16 protein-coding genes are annotated in these 15600 nt (G+C 67.4%); all 16 read left to right on the plus strand.

Going from position 1 to position 15600, the window contains the following annotated elements:
- The 16 genes from WBB14_RS15355 (at position 1) to WBB14_RS15430 (ending at position 15554) form a co-directional block, all read left to right on the plus strand.
- Complete coding sequence (locus WBB14_RS15355) at positions 1 to 675, plus strand: heavy metal response regulator transcription factor (RefSeq protein ID WP_332013633.1); 675 nt, start codon at positions 1 to 3, stop codon at positions 673 to 675.
- Positions 672 to 2054, plus strand: coding sequence for a heavy metal sensor histidine kinase (locus WBB14_RS15360; protein ID WP_424240594.1), 1383 nt, complete (start codon positions 672 to 674; stop codon positions 2052 to 2054). Before WBB14_RS15355 ends, WBB14_RS15360 begins: the two co-directional genes overlap by 4 nt.
- A gap of 77 nt (positions 2055 to 2131) precedes the next feature.
- Positions 2132 to 2623, plus strand: a complete 492-nt coding sequence (locus WBB14_RS15365; RefSeq protein WP_424240595.1) for a cupredoxin domain-containing protein — start codon at positions 2132 to 2134, stop codon at positions 2621 to 2623.
- Positions 2624 to 2665: 42 nt separating this feature from the next.
- A complete protein-coding gene (locus tag WBB14_RS15370; protein ID WP_424240596.1) occupies positions 2666 to 4540 on the plus strand; it encodes a copper resistance system multicopper oxidase in 1875 nt (624 codons plus the stop codon).
- Positions 4541 to 4548: 8 nt separating this feature from the next.
- On the plus strand, positions 4549 to 5568 hold the full coding sequence (locus WBB14_RS15375) for a copper resistance protein B (protein ID WP_424240597.1): 1020 nt from the start codon (positions 4549 to 4551) through the stop codon (positions 5566 to 5568).
- A 189-nt stretch (positions 5569 to 5757) separates the two neighbouring features.
- Positions 5758 to 6372, plus strand: a complete 615-nt coding sequence (gene ccmA, locus WBB14_RS15380; protein ID WP_424240598.1) for a cytochrome c biogenesis heme-transporting ATPase CcmA — start codon at positions 5758 to 5760, stop codon at positions 6370 to 6372.
- Between the two features lie 3 nt (positions 6373 to 6375).
- A complete protein-coding gene (gene ccmB / locus WBB14_RS15385; protein ID WP_332012804.1) occupies positions 6376 to 7053 on the plus strand; it encodes a heme exporter protein CcmB in 678 nt (225 codons plus the stop codon).
- Between the two features lie 7 nt (positions 7054 to 7060).
- Entirely contained in the window at positions 7061 to 7795 is a 735-nt protein-coding gene (gene ccmC / locus WBB14_RS15390) for a heme ABC transporter permease CcmC (protein WP_424240599.1), read from the plus strand.
- Entirely contained in the window at positions 7792 to 7977 is a 186-nt protein-coding gene (gene ccmD, locus WBB14_RS15395) for a heme exporter protein CcmD (RefSeq protein WP_424240600.1), read from the plus strand. Before ccmC ends, ccmD begins: the two co-directional genes overlap by 4 nt.
- Positions 7970 to 8425: a cytochrome c maturation protein CcmE gene (gene ccmE, locus WBB14_RS15400; RefSeq protein ID WP_332012802.1), complete on the plus strand. Its 456-nt coding sequence runs from the start codon at positions 7970 to 7972 to the stop codon at positions 8423 to 8425. Before ccmD ends, ccmE begins: the two co-directional genes overlap by 8 nt.
- Complete coding sequence (locus WBB14_RS15405) at positions 8422 to 10398, plus strand: heme lyase CcmF/NrfE family subunit (protein WP_424240601.1); 1977 nt, start codon at positions 8422 to 8424, stop codon at positions 10396 to 10398. Before ccmE ends, WBB14_RS15405 begins: the two co-directional genes overlap by 4 nt.
- Entirely contained in the window at positions 10395 to 10916 is a 522-nt protein-coding gene (locus WBB14_RS15410; protein ID WP_424240602.1) for a DsbE family thiol:disulfide interchange protein, read from the plus strand. Before WBB14_RS15405 ends, WBB14_RS15410 begins: the two co-directional genes overlap by 4 nt.
- Positions 10913 to 11371 carry a cytochrome c-type biogenesis protein gene (locus WBB14_RS15415; protein WP_424240603.1) on the plus strand — a complete coding sequence of 153 codons (459 nt, stop codon included), beginning with the start codon at positions 10913 to 10915 and terminating at the stop codon, positions 11369 to 11371. The genes WBB14_RS15410 and WBB14_RS15415 overlap by 4 nt, the downstream gene beginning before the upstream one ends.
- Positions 11368 to 12222, plus strand: coding sequence for a c-type cytochrome biogenesis protein CcmI (ccmI, locus tag WBB14_RS15420; protein WP_424240604.1), 855 nt, complete (start codon positions 11368 to 11370; stop codon positions 12220 to 12222). The genes WBB14_RS15415 and ccmI overlap by 4 nt, the downstream gene beginning before the upstream one ends.
- Positions 12223 to 12237: 15 nt before the next feature.
- On the plus strand, positions 12238 to 12972 hold the full coding sequence (locus tag WBB14_RS15425) for a cytochrome c biogenesis CcdA family protein (protein WP_424240605.1): 735 nt from the start codon (positions 12238 to 12240) through the stop codon (positions 12970 to 12972).
- A gap of 101 nt (positions 12973 to 13073) precedes the next feature.
- Positions 13074 to 15554: a heavy metal translocating P-type ATPase gene (locus WBB14_RS15430; RefSeq protein ID WP_424240606.1), complete on the plus strand. Its 2481-nt coding sequence runs from the start codon at positions 13074 to 13076 to the stop codon at positions 15552 to 15554.
- Positions 15555 to 15600 lie beyond the last annotated feature (46 nt).

Consider the following 15600-nt stretch of genomic DNA (forward strand, 5'->3'; position numbering starts at 1 on the left):
ATGCGTATCCTCTTGATCGAAGATGAAAGAAAGCTCGCGGACTACGTCCGCAAAGGTTTGACCGAACACAACTACGTGGTCGACATCGCCCGCGACGGCATAGACGGCCGGCACGCCGCCATCGAGGGCGACTACGACGTGGTGGTGCTGGACGTGATGCTGCCCGGCGTCGACGGCTTCGGCGTGCTGGCGGACCTGCGCAAGCACAAGCAAACGCCCGTCCTGATGCTGACCGCCCGCGACAAGGTGGAAGACCGGGTGCGCGGCCTGGAGGGCGGCGCGGACGACTATCTCGTCAAGCCCTTCGCCTTTTCCGAGCTGCTGGCGCGGATCCAGGCGCTGCTGCGCCGCGGCCGCGGGCAGGAATCGACGCTGCTCAAACTTGCCGACCTGGAGATGGACTTGGCGCGGCGCAAGGCGCAACGAGGCGGCATGCGCCTGGACCTGACGGCCAAGGAGTTCACGCTGCTGACACTGATGCTGCGGCGCCATGGCCAGGTGCTGTCCAGGACCGTGCTTGCCGAGCAGGTCTGGGACATGAACTTCGATAGCGACACCAACGTCATCGAGGTGGCCGTGCGGCGCCTGCGGGCGAAGATAGACGACCCGTTCGACATCAAGCTGCTGCATACGGTGCGCGGCATGGGCTATGTGCTGGAGCTGCGCGAAAAATGAAGCTGCCCCGCATCGCGTCCATGGAAATCCGGCTCACGCTGCTGCTTGGCGTCATCGCCCTGGTGGTGTCCAGCATTGCCGGATACACCTTGTTCTGGGCCTTGAAGCGCGAGGTGCAGCGCCAGGAGATCACCGAGGTGGCGGGCAAGCTGGAGCTCATCAACCATCTCATCGGCATGCAGGCCACGCTCGCGCAGATGCAGGATCTGCGAGGCGCCCTGGACAACATCATGGTCGGCCACGGCAATCTGAAAACCTGGATCACCCTCGCCGACGGCAGCGTGTTCTACGGCGACGCGCCGCCCGTGGATCTGCGGCCGCTCGCCGGGCGCGAGATCAGGCTGCATACGCAGGACGGCTGGAACATGCGCGGACTGCGCGTGCCGCTGGAAGGCGCCCTGCTGCCCGGCGCCGAACTCACCGTGGCCGTGAACCTGCGCCCCGGCACGCAGTTCCTGTATGCCTTCGCCACCGCGCTGGTCCTGATCTGCGTGGTCTGGGTCGGCGCCACCTTGGTGCTGTCCGCGTGGGCGGTGCGACGCTCGCTGTCGCCGATCCGCCGCCTGTCCCAGCAGGCCGCCCGCATCCAGCCAGACAATCTTGCGGTGCGCCTGCCGGAACAGGGCATCGACCGGGAGCTGCGCGAGTTCACCCATACCTTCAACGGCATGCTGGGCCGGGTGCAGACGGCTTACCAGCAGATGGAAGGCTTCAACGCCGACGTGGCCCATGAGCTGCGCACGCCGCTGGCGACGCTGATCAGCGGCGCCGAGGTCATCCTGTCGTCGCCGCGCTCGGAGCAGGAGCTGCGCGAGGTACTGGAATCCAACCTGGAAGAGCTGGAAAGCCTGAAGGCGCTGGTCAACGATATGCTGTTCCTGGCACGGGCCGACGGCGGCGAACCGGCGGGAGACCTGCAGGAAGTGGACGTGCGTCGGGAAGTCGCCGGCGTGGCCGAGTACTACGAGGCCGCGTTGGACGAAGCCGGCGTTTCCCTGGCGGCCCACGGCGGCGCGGTCCTGATGGCCAACCCGCGGCTGCTGCGCCGCGCCATCGCGAACCTGCTCAGCAACGCCATCCGGGCCACGCCCCGGGGACGCGGCATCGACCTCTACTGCATCGCCCGGCAGGACGAGATCGAGATCAGGGTGCGGAACCCCGGTGCGCCGATAGGGGCCCAGGCCTTGCCGCGCATCTTCGACCGCTTCTACCGCGGCGACGATGCGCGTAGCCGGCGCACCGATGGGCACGGCCTGGGGCTGGCCATCGTCCGGGCCATTGCCCGCATGCACGGCGGCAACGCCTTCGCCCGCTGCGGCGGACAAGGCACCGAAGTCGGCTTCACGCTTTCCAGGGCGCCGAACATTACAGGAAAGTAATCCTCCGGACAGGTTGCGGTGTGGAGCGCGTCACTAAAGTGGCGCCTCCACCCCCAATTCGAGTCTAGAGGATACGCATGAAAAAACTGGTGAAACTCGCGCAGGGCGCCGTCGCCGCGGGCGCCTTTTTGCTTTCCTTCGGCGCCATGGCCGCCCCCGGCCACGGCGCGGGCCACGGCGGCGGCCATGATGCCGTCGCCGCCATCGGCAAGCCCGGCAACCCCGCCAAGGTCTCGCGCACGGTCACCGTCGACATGACGGACGCCATGCGCTTCACGCCGGACAAGATCGACGTCAAGGCCGGCGAAACCATCCGCTTCAAGGTCACCAACTCCGGCAAGATCCGCCACGAAATGGTGCTGGGCACCCCCGCCGACCTGGACGGCCATTACCAGATGATGCTCAAGGATCCGGGCATGCGCCACGAAGAGCCGAACTCCGTGTCCCTGGAAGCGGGCAAGGCCGGCGACATCGTCTGGACCTTTGACAAGGCGGGAAGCGTCGCCTTCGCCTGCCTCGAACCCGGACACTATCCCGCCGGCATGAAAGGCGCGGTTTCCGTCAAGTAATCCACAGCCGGGATGCCGGTCCGGCTACCGGGGAGATAGAGCATGAGTAAAGCAGTTTCGAATCCGCGCCGCCGGTTTGTGCAGGGCCTGGCCACGGGCGGCGCGCTGGCCGGCATGGGCCTGTGGAGTCCGTCGTCGTGGGCGCAGGCTGCCCCGGCGCGGCAGAGCGTGCTGTCTGGCACCGAGTTCGACCTGGAGATCGGCGAGAGCCCCGCCAACTTCACCGGCGCGCCCCGCATCGCAACCACGGTCAACGGCATGCTGCCCGCGCCCACGCTGCGCTGGCGCGAGGGCGACCGCGTCACGCTGCGCGTCACCAACCGCTTGCGCGAGGACACCTCGATCCACTGGCACGGCATCATCCTGCCCACCGGCATGGACGGCGTCCCCGGCCTGAGCTTTCCCGGCATCGCCCCCGGCGAGACCTTCACCTACCAGTTCGACGTGGGCCAAAGCGGCACCTACTGGTATCACAGCCATTCCGGCTTCCAGGAGCAGACGGGGCTGTACGGCGCCATCGTGATCGATCCCAAGCGCCCGGACCCGGTGCGGGCCGACCGCGACTACGTCGTCCTGCTGTCCGACTGGACCGACGAGGATCCCATGAGCGTGTTCCGCAAGCTCAAGGTGATGCCCGACTACTACAACTACATCCAACCCACCGTCGGCAGCCTGATGGACGACGCGGACAAGTCCGGCTGGAAGAACGCGCTGAACGAACGTCTCATGTGGCAGAAGATGCGCATGAACCAGACCGACCTGGCCGACGTCTCGGGCGCCACCTACACCTTCCTTACCAACGGCAAATCCCCGGCCGGCAACTGGACCGGCCTGTTCCGTCCGGGCGAACGAATCCGCCTGCGCTTCATCAACGGGTCGGCCATGAGCTACTTCGACGTGCGCATCCCCGGCCTGAAGATGACGGTGGTGGCCGCCGACGGCCTGGCCGTGCGGCCCGTGGAAGTGGAAGAGTTCCGCATCGCCGTGGCCGAGACCTATGACGTCATCGTCGAACCGCAGGACGAGCGCGCCTACACGATCTTTTCGCAGGCCATGGACCGCTCCGGCTATGCCCGCGGCACGCTGGCGCCGCGCGAGGGCATGCAGGCCGAGATCCCGGCGCTGGACCCGGTGCAGGTGCTGACCATGATGGACATGGGCATGGCGCACGACATGCCCGGCATGGACATGGGCGGAGCGCAGGCGGGAGGCATGGACCACGGCGCACAAGGCGCGATGAACCATGGCGCGCAGGGCGGCATGAGTCAAGGCTCCATGGGCGGGATGAGCCACGCCGGCATGGCTGGAATGGCCGGCATGGCAGGCATGAATCATGCCGGCATGAACCATGGCGCCATGTCCGGTAGCGCGGGCGCCAACGAAGGCGGCATGGTCGAGGTCAAGCACCCCTACCCCGCCGAGCACAGCCCTGCCAACTCCATGGTGCCCGACATTGTTTCGACCCGGCTGGATGATCCCGGCGTGGGCTTGCGCGACAACGGCCGCCGCGTGCTGACCTATGCCGACCTGCGTTCCATGGTCGAACCCGCCGACAACCGGCCGCCGACCCGCGAGATCGAACTGCACCTGACCGGCAACATGGACCGCTACATGTGGTCGTTCAACGGATTGAAGTTCACCGAGGCCAAGCCCATCGTGCTCAAGTACGGCGAGCGCGTGCGCTTCGTGCTGGTCAACGACACCATGATGACGCACCCCATCCACCTGCACGGCTTGTGGAGCGACCTCGAATCCGCCGACGGCAATTTCCAGGTGCGCAAGCACACGATCAGCCTGAACCCGGCGCAACGCCTGAGCTACCGCGTCAGCGCGGACGCGCGCGGCAACTGGGCCTATCACTGCCACTTGCTATTCCACATGGAGGCCGGCATGTTCCGCGCGGTCGTCGTGGAATAGGGGGAATAATGAAAACAAGCACATCCAGAAAACACTGGCCCGGGCTCGTCGCGGGCGCCGCCCTCCTTTCCGCCGCATCGGGGCTGGTCCTGGCGCAGACGCCGGCCGGCACGATGAACGGCATGGACCATGGATCGATGCCAGGCATGGATCATGGCTCGATGCAGGGCAAGGCTCCGGCCTCGCAAGAGGGAATGGACCACAGTTCCATGAAAGGCATGGACCATAGCTCGATGCAGGGCATGGACCATAGCTCGATGCCTGGCATGGACCACAGTTCGATGCCAGGCATGGGCGAGGCTCCCGCCAATGGCCCGCCGGTGGGCTCCCTGCCCTCCAGCGACGGCAGCACGGAGCAGCGCTACGCCGCCTACCGCATCCATCCGCACATGATGGACAACGTCGTCACCAGTCACCTGCTATTCGACAAGCTCGGCGTCGCCTATGACCGCAACGAGCAGACCAGCCTGCAATGGGACGGCCAGTTCTGGATCGGCCGTGACCTGAACAAGTTGTGGATCAAGAGCGAAGGCGATCGCCTCAATGGCAGCACCGACGCCAAGATCGAGGCCTTCTGGAGCCACACGATCTCGCCGTTCTGGGACTTGCAGTTGGGTGCTCGGCGAGATTTCGGTACCGGCCCCAAACGCAACTGGGCGGCGTTCGGCGTGCAGGGCGTCGCGCCCTATGGGATCGAGACCGAGATCACCGGCTATGTCGGCGGATCGGGCAGGACCGCGCTGGCGCTGAAGGCGGAGTACGACCTGCTGCTGACGCAGCGTTTGATCCTCACGCCCGAGATCGAAGCCAGCCTGAACGGCAAGAATGACGAGGCACGCGGCGTGGGCTCCGGCCTGTCGGACGCATCGTTCTCCTTGCGGCTGCGCTACGAAGTCACGCGCGAATTCGCGCCGTATGTCGGCGTGTCGTTCGGACGCAAGTTCGGCAAGACCGCGAGCTACGCCAGCGAAGCCGGAGAAAGCCGTTCCGAACGCGCCATCCTGGCCGGCGTGCGCATCTGGTTCTGAGCCTCACCGGCGCCGCAATTCGCGGCGCCGATCAGAACTTTTTCATCTGCTCTGCCCGCATTCTCGCGATCTGTGCTGATCCACGGTCGTTTCCGTCCGAACATTACAAGAATGTAAACCTCCAGCAATCTGGCGGTCAGACGCGCATACCTATAGTGGCCCCTTTGTCCACACAGCGGCGGGGCGGCAATGCTTGAAGCGATGGATCTGGGTTGCATGCGCGCGGAGCGTCCGCTGTTCAAGGGGCTAACGCTGCATGTGGCGCCCGGCGAATGCCTGTTCATCCACGGCCGCAACGGCAGCGGCAAGACCAGCCTGCTGCGCATACTCGCGGGCCTGGCGCGGCCCGCCCGCGGCACGGTGCTGTGGCAGGGGCGCGGCATCGCGCAGCCTGGCAACGGGTATCGCGGCCAGTTCTTCTACCTGGGCCATGCCGAAGGCCTCAACGGCGAACTGAGCGCAGCCGAGAACCTGCGCGCACTGCGGGACGCTGGCGGCGCTGCGGGACGCCCCGCCGACATCGCCTCGGCGTTGCGCGAGGCGGGCCTCGCGGGCAAGGAGCATCTGCCAGTGCGAGCCCTGTCGGCCGGCCAGAAGCGGCGCGCCGCCTTGGCCCGCCTGCTTGCCGAGTTCCGTCCGCTCTGGATCCTGGACGAACCCATGACGGCCCTGGACGCCACGGCCCACTCCTGGTTGGCGCTTGCGATGGACCGCCATCTGCGCGACGGCGGCGCGGTCGTGGCCAGCAGCCACCAGGAGATCGCGCTGAAGCGCGCGCACCGGCAGCTCCGGCTGGGATCCTAGCGCATGCGCACCATCCCGCGCATGCTTGCGGCCGTTGCGCTGCGCGACCTGCGCATCGCCCAACGGCGTACCAGCGATGCCCTGACCCCGCTGGCCTTCTTCCTGGTTGCCGCCAGCCTGTTCCCGCTGGCCGTCGGTCCCGAGCCGGAAACGCTGCGCGGCATCGCGCCGGGCGTGCTGTGGGTAACGGCCTTGCTGTCATGCCTGATGTCGCTGGGCCGCCTGTTCGACGCGGATTATCGCGACGGCTCGCTGGAACAGCTGGCGCTGTCCGCCACGCCCCTGCCGCTGGTCGTGCTGGGCAAGGTCGCCGCCCATTGGCTGATTTCCGGGCTGCCGCTCACCCTGCTTGCGCCGGTCTTGGGGCTGCAGTTCGGACTGGACGGCAACGCCCTTCTGATCCTGGCGCTGGGCCTGGCCGCCGGCACGCCGGCGCTCGGTCTGATCGGCGCGATCGGCGCCGCGCTTACCTTGACCGCGCGCGGCGGCGGCGCGCTGCTGGCCGTGTTGGTCCTGCCCCTCTTCATTCCCATCCTCGTGTTCGGCGCGGGCGCGGTGCAGGCGGTCCAAAGCGGTCTCGGCGCCAATGCGCACCTGTCGCTGCTCGGCGCCGTGCTAGCCATATCCCTGTTCTTCGCGCCGCTGGCCGCCGCCGCCGCGATACGCATCTCACTCGAATGAGGAGCCCATGATCCGCTGGTTTCACTATGCCTCGCCCAAGGCCTGTTATCCATTGGCCGGAAGAGCGATTCCCTGGTTCGCGGCCGCCGCGGTCCTGCTGGCCGCAGCGGGCCTCTACGTCGGCTTTCTCGCCGCGCCCGCCGACGCCCAGCAGGGCCAGGGCTACCGCATCATCTTCCTCCACGTCCCGGTCTCCTGGATGTCGATGATCGTGTACCTGGCGATGGCGTTCTGGGCGCTGATCCACCTGGTTTTCAACAGCAGGCTGTCGGCCATGATGATTGCCGCGCTGGCGCCGACCGGCGCGCTGTTCACGTTTCTCTCGCTGTGGACCGGGGCGCTGTGGGGCAAGCCCATGTGGGGGACTTGGTGGGTCTGGGATGCCAGGCTGACCTCGGAATTGATATTGCTGTTCCTGTATGCGGGCTACATGGCGTTGAAGGCCGCCATCGACGATCCCCAGCGCGCCGACCGCGCAGGATCGGTGCTGGTGCTGGCCGGCGTGGTCAATGTTCCCGTCATCTATTTCTCGGTGCAATGGTGGAGCACCTTGCACCAGGGCGCGTCGGTCTCCCTGACCGCGGCGCCCAGCATGGCCGGCGTCATGCTTGCCGGCATGCTGCTGATGTCCCTGGCCGCGTGGATGTACAGCATCGCGACGGCGCTGGCGCGCCTGCGCTGCATCGTGCTCGAACGCGAACGGCACGCGGCCTGGATCCACCAACAATGGAGTAGCGAATGATGCACTGGTCCAGTCTGGGCGAATTCCTCGCCATGGGTGGTTATGCGGCCTACGTGTGGGGATCGGTGCTGATGACGGCACTCTTGCTGGGCAGCGAGCAGCTGCTGCTCGCGCGCCGTCGCCGCATGATTCTTGCGGTCCCGCGCCCCGCAGCCGAATTCGGGGAGACCGAAGATGAGTAAGCGGACACGGCGCTTATGGCTGGCGCTGGGCGGCATGGCCTCTCTGGGGGTGGCAAGCGCTTTGGTGCTTAACGCCTTCCAGAGCAATCTGGTTTTCTTCTTCACGCCCACGCAGGTCAGCAACAACGAGGTTCCGGCGGGACGCACGTTCCGTGTGGGCGGCATGGTCGAGGCCGGCAGCGTGCAGCGCACGCCGGGCGCGCTGACTGTCCGCTTCGCCGTGACCGACACCGCCCACACCGTGCCCGTGGCTTACGAGGGCATCCTGCCGGACCTGTTCAGCGAGGGCAAGGGCGTCGTGGCGCAGGGCCGGCTGGACGGCGACGGCCTGTTCCGGGCCGAGGAAGTGCTGGCCAAGCATGACGAGAACTACATGCCGCCCGAGGCTCAGCACGCGATCGATCAGGCCGCACCGAAGGCCGCATCCCAGGAGACCCTTGCGCGATGATCCCTGAACTCGCTCATCTCGCCTTGATCCTGGCGCTCTTCGTCGCGCTGGCGCAAGGCCTTATCGCCCTGCGCGGCGCGGCCCGGGAGCGCGCGGACTGGATCGCCATTGCGCGGCCCGCGGCGCAGATCCAGTTTCTGCTGGTGGCCTTCAGCCTCGCGGCGCTGGTCTGGTCTTTCGCGGCCAAGGACTATTCGGTGGCCTACGTGGCCCACAACTCGAATTCGCAATTGCCCTTGTTCTACCGCCTTGCGGCGACCTGGGGCGGGCATGAAGGCTCGCTGCTGCTGTGGATGTTCATGCAGACGGGCTGGGCCTGCGCGGTCAGCCTGTTTTCGCGGCAACTGCCCGACGCCATGGTCGCGCGGGTGTTGGGCGTGCTGGGGCTGATCAGTGCGGGCTTCCTGCTGTTCGTGCTGCTGACCTCGAATCCGTTCGAGCGCCTTGTCCCCGCGCCGGCCGACGGGCTGGACCTGAACACGCTGCTGCAGGACATCGGCCTGATCTTCCACCCGCCGCTGCTGTACATGGGCTACGTGGGATTCTCGGTAGCGTTCGCGTTCGCCATCGCCGCGCTGCTGTCCGGCAGTCTCGACGCGGTCTGGGCCCGCTGGTCGCGTCCCTGGACCACGGCGGCCTGGCTGTTCCTGACGCTCGGCATCGCGGTCGGCAGCTGGTGGGCCTACTACGAACTGGGCTGGGGCGGCTGGTGGTTCTGGGATCCGGTGGAGAACGCCTCCTTCATTCCCTGGCTGGCCGGCACGGCGCTGATCCACTCGCTGGCCGTGACCGAAAAGCGGGGCAGCTTCAAGAGCTGGACCGTACTGCTGGCGATCAGCACGTTTGCGCTGGCCCTGTTGGGCGCTTTCCTGGTGCGCTCCGGCGTGCTGACGTCGGTGCACGCGTTCGCTACGGATCCGGCGCGCGGCGTGTTCATCCTGGCGCTGCTTACCACCGTCGTCGGCAGCTCCCTGTTCCTGTATGCCTTGCGCGCCCCCCGGATAGGCCACGGCGGCCAGTTCGCGTTCGTTTCGCGCGAATCGCTATTGCTGGTCAACAACGTGCTGCTCGCGGTCGCCGCCGCGACCGTGCTGCTGGGCACGCTCTATCCCCTGTTCATCGACGCCCTCGGCCTGGGCAAGCTGTCGGTCGGACCGCCCTACTTCAATGCGGTCTTCGTGCCGCTGATGGTGCCCGCGCTGCTGCTCATGGCGGTGGGCCCCCTGGCCAACTGGAAATCGGCCGACGCCGCCAGCCTGCTCCAGCGCCTTGCGCTTCCCGCGGTGCTGGCCATGCTGGCCGCCGCAGGCGCGCCCTGGCTGTTCGGCCGCTGGTCCGCAGGCGCGGCGTTGGGGCTGGGATTGGCCGTCTGGCTGGCGGGCGCCATCGGCGTGGACGTCTTCAAACGCCTCCACGCAACCCGCGACCGCTGGTGGCGCCAGCCGCGCAGTTGGGTGGGCATGCATCTGGCCCATCTGGGCGTGGCGGTGTTCGTCGCCGGGGTCACACTGGTGGGCAGCTACGAGACCGAGCAGGATCTGCTGATGCGGCCAGGGCAAAGCGCCCCAGTGTCCTCATACCGCGTCGAGTTCAAGGGCGTGGATCGCGTGCGCGGCCCGAACTACGAGTCCGAAATGGGTACCTTCGCGCTCTATCGCGGCGAGCGACACCTGCGCGACCTGCATCCTGAAAAACGTACCTACGCGTCCTCGGCGCTGCCGATGACGGAAGCGGCCATCGCCGCCAACGGCCTGCGCCATGTCTACGTCGCGCTGGGCGATCCCATGGAGCATGGCGCCTGGAGCGTGCGCCTGTACTACAAGCCTTTCGTCGACTGGATCTGGGGCGGCTGCATCCTCATGGCCCTGGGCGGCCTGCTGGCGGTCTGCGATCCGCGCTACCGCCTGAAGCGGCGCGAGAAACAGCTGGCGCATCGCGCGCGGCCGGATACCGCGGTGGAGGCCAGGCCATGAGCCGCTTCATCTGGCCCCTGGCGGGCTTCGTGGCGCTGGTGTTCTTTCTCGGAATCGGCTTGACGCTCAACCCGTCCGAAGTACCATCGCCCCTGATCGACAAACCCGCGCCCGCGTTTTCCCTGCCCGAACTGCATGAGCCGCAGCAGACGTTCACGCCCGAGAGCATGAAAGGCCGGGTCTGGGTGCTGAACGTATGGGCGTCCTGGTGCTATGCCTGCCTGACTGAACACGCCTACATCCAGGAGTTGTCATCGCAGCATGGCGTCCCGGTCATAGGCCTGAACTACAAGGACATCCGGGACGAAGCCATCGCCTGGCTGGGGCGCAATGGCGACTCCTATGAAAAGTCCGTGTCCGACACCGATGGCAAGGTCGGCATCGACTACGGGGTCTATGGCGTACCGGAGACCTTCGTCGTCGACCAGGCCGGGACCATCCGCTACAAACACATCGGTCCGGTAACGCGGGAGTCCCTGCGCGATACCCTCTTGCCGTTGATCCGGGGGCTGCAATGAAGAGCGCCCTGCGCGCATTGGCGCTATCGCTGGCGCTGGGCTACGCCCACGGCGCCCCTGCCTCGCCCGACGACCGCCGCGTCACCGAGATCGCTTCCGAACTGCGCTGCCTAGTCTGCCAGAACGAATCCATCGCCGCGTCGCGCGCCGACCTGGCGGTCGATCTGCGCGGCCAGATCCGCCAGCAGCTTGACGCCGGCAGGACCGAAGCCGAAATCCTGGCCTACATGGAGGCCAGGTACGGCGACTTCATCCTATACCGGCCCCGCCTGAAAGCCGCCACGCTGCTGCTGTGGTTCGGTCCGGCCGCGTTGCTGGCTGCCGGGCTGGCCGCACTGGCCCTGACCTTGCGCCGGCGCAGGGCGCGCCGGGACCGTCCCGCGCTGACTCCCCAACAGCGCCAGGCCGCCAACGCCTTGCTGGGCATCGAAGCTGAGAAAGGATCCGGATCATGATGCAATTCTTCTATCTGTCGGCGGCGTTGCTGGCTGCCCTCGTCACGCTATGGCTGATCGCCGCCATGCGGCGCACGCCGGCCGCCAACGCCACGGACAAGCGGCTAGCAGCGAACGTGGCGGTGCTGCGCGACCAGTTGCAGGAACTCGAGCGCGACCGCTCGAACGGCATCCTGTCGCAAGACGCCTTCGCGGAGGCCCGGGCCGAACTGCAGCGGCTGGCGCTCGAAGAATCCGCCGAGGCGCAACGGCAGGCCATCACGTCGCGCCGCGGCCGCCTGCTGCCCGTAAGCCTGGCCATCGCACTGCCGCTGGCGACCATTCTTGCCTACGTGGCGCTCGGCAACCCCGCCGCCATCGTTCCACCCCCCGCGCCAGCCGCGCGGCCCGAGGTCAGCGCCGCCGACATCCAGGCCATGGTGGCCAAACTGCAAGCCCGGCTGGCCAGCAATCCCGACGACTATCAGGGATGGCTGATGCTGGCCCGGTCCCACCGCTACTTCGGCCGGCATGCCGACGCGGCCCAGGCCTTTGCCAAGGCCGCGCCCGTGGTGGACGGCAATCCGGCAGCCCTGGCCGAATACGCCGAGTCGCTGGCGCTCAGCGCCAACCGGGGCTTCGGCGGACAGCCCGACCAGCTGCTGCGGCGCGCGCTGGATCTCAACCCCGAAGAGCCGCTGGCCCTGATGCTGGCGGGCGCAAGCCGCTTTGACCAGCGCGACTTTTCCGCCTCCATCGATTTCTGGCAACGCCTGCTGGCCCAACTGCCCGCGGGCAGCGACATGGCGCACACCGTGAACGAAGGGATCGTGTTGGCCCGCCAGCGCCAGCACGAAAGCGCTGCGCCATGACCGCGTCAGCCCATCATGCCTGACCTGTCCTTCCTCGGCTTCGCCACTGCCTTCATCGCGGGGACTGCGTCGTTCCTGTCGCCTTGCGTGCTGCCGCTGGTTCCGGGCTACCTGTCCTACATCGCGGGTGGATCCGGCGCGTCCGCGGACGACGGCCGCGCGCTGCGCTGGCGCATGCTAGGGTTGGCGGCCTGCTTCGTGGCCGGCTTCTCGGCCGTCTTCGTCATCTTCGGCGCCAGCGTCACGGCCCTGAGCCGGCTGCTGCTGTCCTACCGCTACGAACTGAACCTTGCCGCCGGCGCGATCATTGCGCTGGCGGGCTTGATGCTGCTGGGCGTCCTGCGCCTGCCGTCCTGGGCCCAGCGCTACTACCGATTCGATCCAGCGGGCAAGGGCGGCCCCGGCGGTGCCCTGGTCCTGGGCCTGGCGTTCGGATTCGGCTGGACGCCCTGCATCGGTCCCATCCTCGCCAGCATCCTGGTGCTGGGCGCGGCATCCGCCAGCGTAGGCCAGGGCGTAGCCCTGCTAGGCGTCTACGCGCTGGGGCTAGGCGTCCCCTTTTTGCTGGCGGGCTGGTTCATGAGCCCCTTCCTGCGCCGCATGCAGGGCCTGAAGCGCGCGGGACGGATCTTGCGGATCCTGACCGGGCTGATCCTGATCGTGATGGGATGGGCCATCGCCACCGGGCAACTGGCCCGTTTCGCCATCTGGATGCTGCTGACCTTTCCCGCCTTGGGCAGGCTGGGCTGAGCGCCGTCAAATCCCTGCCATCAAACGCTTGACCTTGACATCATTGGAATCTTTATAGTGACACCCATCAGCAGGAAATTCCAAGTTTTCAAGGAGCGGATATGAGTGCCATCCCAGCAAACAGCGTCGCGGTCAGCCTGCCCATCGAGGGCATGACCTGCGCCTCCTGCGTGGGTCGGGTCGAAAAGGCCCTGAAGGCCGTGCCCGGCGTCGACAAGGCCAGCGTCAACCTGGCCACCGAACGCGCCGACATCACGTTTGCAGGCGCGCCGGACGTCGCCGCCGCCGTGCAGGCGGTGCAGAAAGCGGGTTACGCGGTCGCCGAAAGCACCATTGAACTGTCGGTCACCGGCATGACCTGCGCCTCCTGCGTGGGCCGGGTTGAAAAGGCCCTGAAGGCCGTGCCCGGCGTCAGCAACGCCAGCGTCAACCTCGCCACCGAGCGCGCCAGCATCACCGCGGCCGGCGGCGTGCCCGCCAGCGCGCTGATCCAGGCCGTGGCCAAGGCCGGCTATGAAGCGAAAACCCTCTCGGCCGAATCCAGCGACAGCGACGCCGTGGCTGAACGCCAGGCCGCCGAGCTGAAGTCGCTCAAGCGCGCCCTGACCATCGCCGCGATCTTCGCGCTGCCGGTGTTCATCCTGGAAATGGGCGCCCACATCGTGCCGGCGTTCCATCATGTCATCGCCGAAACCATCGGCACGCAAAACAGCTGGTACCTGCAATTCGTGCTGGCCAGCATCGTGCTGTTCGGCCCCGGGCTGCGCTTCTTCAAGAAGGGCATTCCCGCGCTGCTGCGCGGCGCGCCCGACATGAACTCGCTGGTGGCGGTCGGCACCTCCGCCGCCTACGCCTATTCGGTGGTCGCCACCTTCGCGGCCCAACTGCTGCCCGCCGGCACCGTCAACGTCTACTACGAGGCCGCCGCGGTCATCGTGGCGCTGATCCTGCTGGGCCGCTACATGGAGGCCCGCGCCAAGGGCAACACTTCCGAGGCCATCAAGCGCCTGCTTGGCCTGCAGGCCAAGACCGCGCGCGTGGTGCGCGACGGCGCGACGCTGGAACTCGCCATCGAGGAAGTGGTCGCGGGCGACCTGATCGAAGTCCGTCCCGGCGAGCGCATCCCGGTGGACGGCGAAGTCGTGGAAGGCAACAGCTTCATCGATGAGTCCATGATCAGCGGCGAGCCCGTGCCGGTCGAGAAGCAGCCCGGCTCGGAAGTGGTCGGCGGTACCGTCAACCAGAACGGCGCGCTGACGTTCCGCGCCACCAAGGTTGGTGGCGACACGCTGCTGGCGCAGATCATCCGCATGGTCGAACAGGCGCAAGGCTCCAAACTGCCGATCCAGGCCCTGGTGGACCGCATCACGATGTGGTTCGTGCCTGCCGTCATGGCGGCCGCCGTCGTGACCTTCATCATCTGGCTGACGTTCGGGCCGGAGCCCGCCCTGACCTTCGCGCTGGTCAATGCCGTCGCCGTGCTGATCATCGCCTGCCCCTGCGCCATGGGCCTGGCCACGCCGACCTCCATCATGGTGGGCACCGGCCGCGCCGCGCAAATGGGCGTGCTGTTCCGCAAGGGCGAAGCGCTGCAATCGCTGAAGGACGCCCAGGTCGTGGCCGTGGACAAGACCGGCACCCTCACCAAGGGCCGTCCTGAACTGACCGACCTGATCGTCGCGCCGGGCTTCGAACGCGCCGCCGTGCTGGGCAAGGTCGCCACCGTCGAAGCCAAGTCCGAACACCCGATCGCGCAAGCCATCGTGGACGCGGCGCGCGGCGAGAACATCGCGCTGGGCACGATCTCGCAGTTCGAATCGATTACCGGCTTCGGCGTGAGCGCCCGTGTGGACGACGATCTGGTCGAGATCGGCGCCGACCGTTACATGCGCGAACTGGGCCTGAGCGTCGAATCCTTCGGCGCGGACGCCGCACGTCTGGGCGACGAGGGCAAGACCCCGCTGTACGCCGCCATCAACGGCAAACTGGCCGCCATGATCGCCGTGGCCGATCCCATCAAGGAGACCACCGCCGCCGCCATCCGCGCCCTGCATGACTTGGGCCTGAAGGTCGCCATGATCACCGGCGACAACCGCCGCACCGGCGAGGCCATCGCCCGCCAGCTCGGCATCGACGAAGTGGTCGCCGAAGTCCTGCCCGACGGCAAGGTCGCCGCCGTGCAGCGCCTGAAGCAGCAGTATGGCCCCGTCGCCTACGTGGGCGATGGCATCAACGACGCGCCGGCGCTGGCCGAGGCGGACGTGGGCCTGGCCATCGGCACCGGCACGGACATCGCCATCGAGGCGGCGGACGTGGTGCTGATGTCGGGCGACCTGGGCGGCGTACCCAACGCCATCGCCCTGTCCAAGGCCACCATCCGCAACATCAAGCAGAACCTGTTCTGGGCTTTCGCCTACAACGTGGCCTTGATTCCGGTGGCGGCGGGCCTGCTGTATCCGGTCAACGGCAGCCTGCTGTCGCCGGTGTTCGCGGCGGGCGCGATGGCCCTGTCCAGCGTGTTCGTCCTGAGCAACGCGCTGCGGCTGCGCCGCTTCGCGGCGCCCTTCCCGGCCGGCGGCTGAGGGCCGCCCCGCGTTCCCGGCCCATGCCGGAAGCGCGGGCTGCCAG

This window comes from Achromobacter sp. (assembly GCF_049647645.1).
Taxonomy (GTDB): domain Bacteria; phylum Pseudomonadota; class Gammaproteobacteria; order Burkholderiales; family Burkholderiaceae_B; genus Achromobacter.

Coding starts and splice junctions, on each gene's coding strand:
- WBB14_RS15355 (WP_332013633.1), top strand. CDS start 1: ATGCGTATCCTCTTGATCGAAGATGAAAGAAAGCTCGCGGACTACGTC.
- WBB14_RS15360 (WP_424240594.1), top strand. CDS start 672: ATGAAGCTGCCCCGCATCGCGTCCATGGAAATCCGGCTCACGCTGCTG.
- WBB14_RS15365 (WP_424240595.1), top strand. CDS start 2,132: ATGAAAAAACTGGTGAAACTCGCGCAGGGCGCCGTCGCCGCGGGCGCC.
- WBB14_RS15370 (WP_424240596.1), top strand. CDS start 2,666: ATGAGTAAAGCAGTTTCGAATCCGCGCCGCCGGTTTGTGCAGGGCCTG.
- WBB14_RS15375 (WP_424240597.1), top strand. CDS start 4,549: ATGAAAACAAGCACATCCAGAAAACACTGGCCCGGGCTCGTCGCGGGC.
- ccmA (WP_424240598.1), top strand. CDS start 5,758: ATGCTTGAAGCGATGGATCTGGGTTGCATGCGCGCGGAGCGTCCGCTG.
- ccmB (WP_332012804.1), top strand. CDS start 6,376: ATGCGCACCATCCCGCGCATGCTTGCGGCCGTTGCGCTGCGCGACCTG.
- ccmC (WP_424240599.1), top strand. CDS start 7,061: ATGATCCGCTGGTTTCACTATGCCTCGCCCAAGGCCTGTTATCCATTG.
- ccmD (WP_424240600.1), top strand. CDS start 7,792: ATGATGCACTGGTCCAGTCTGGGCGAATTCCTCGCCATGGGTGGTTAT.
- ccmE (WP_332012802.1), top strand. CDS start 7,970: ATGAGTAAGCGGACACGGCGCTTATGGCTGGCGCTGGGCGGCATGGCC.
- WBB14_RS15405 (WP_424240601.1), top strand. CDS start 8,422: ATGATCCCTGAACTCGCTCATCTCGCCTTGATCCTGGCGCTCTTCGTC.
- WBB14_RS15410 (WP_424240602.1), top strand. CDS start 10,395: ATGAGCCGCTTCATCTGGCCCCTGGCGGGCTTCGTGGCGCTGGTGTTC.
- WBB14_RS15415 (WP_424240603.1), top strand. CDS start 10,913: ATGAAGAGCGCCCTGCGCGCATTGGCGCTATCGCTGGCGCTGGGCTAC.
- ccmI (WP_424240604.1), top strand. CDS start 11,368: ATGATGCAATTCTTCTATCTGTCGGCGGCGTTGCTGGCTGCCCTCGTC.
- WBB14_RS15425 (WP_424240605.1), top strand. CDS start 12,238: ATGCCTGACCTGTCCTTCCTCGGCTTCGCCACTGCCTTCATCGCGGGG.
- WBB14_RS15430 (WP_424240606.1), top strand. CDS start 13,074: ATGAGTGCCATCCCAGCAAACAGCGTCGCGGTCAGCCTGCCCATCGAG.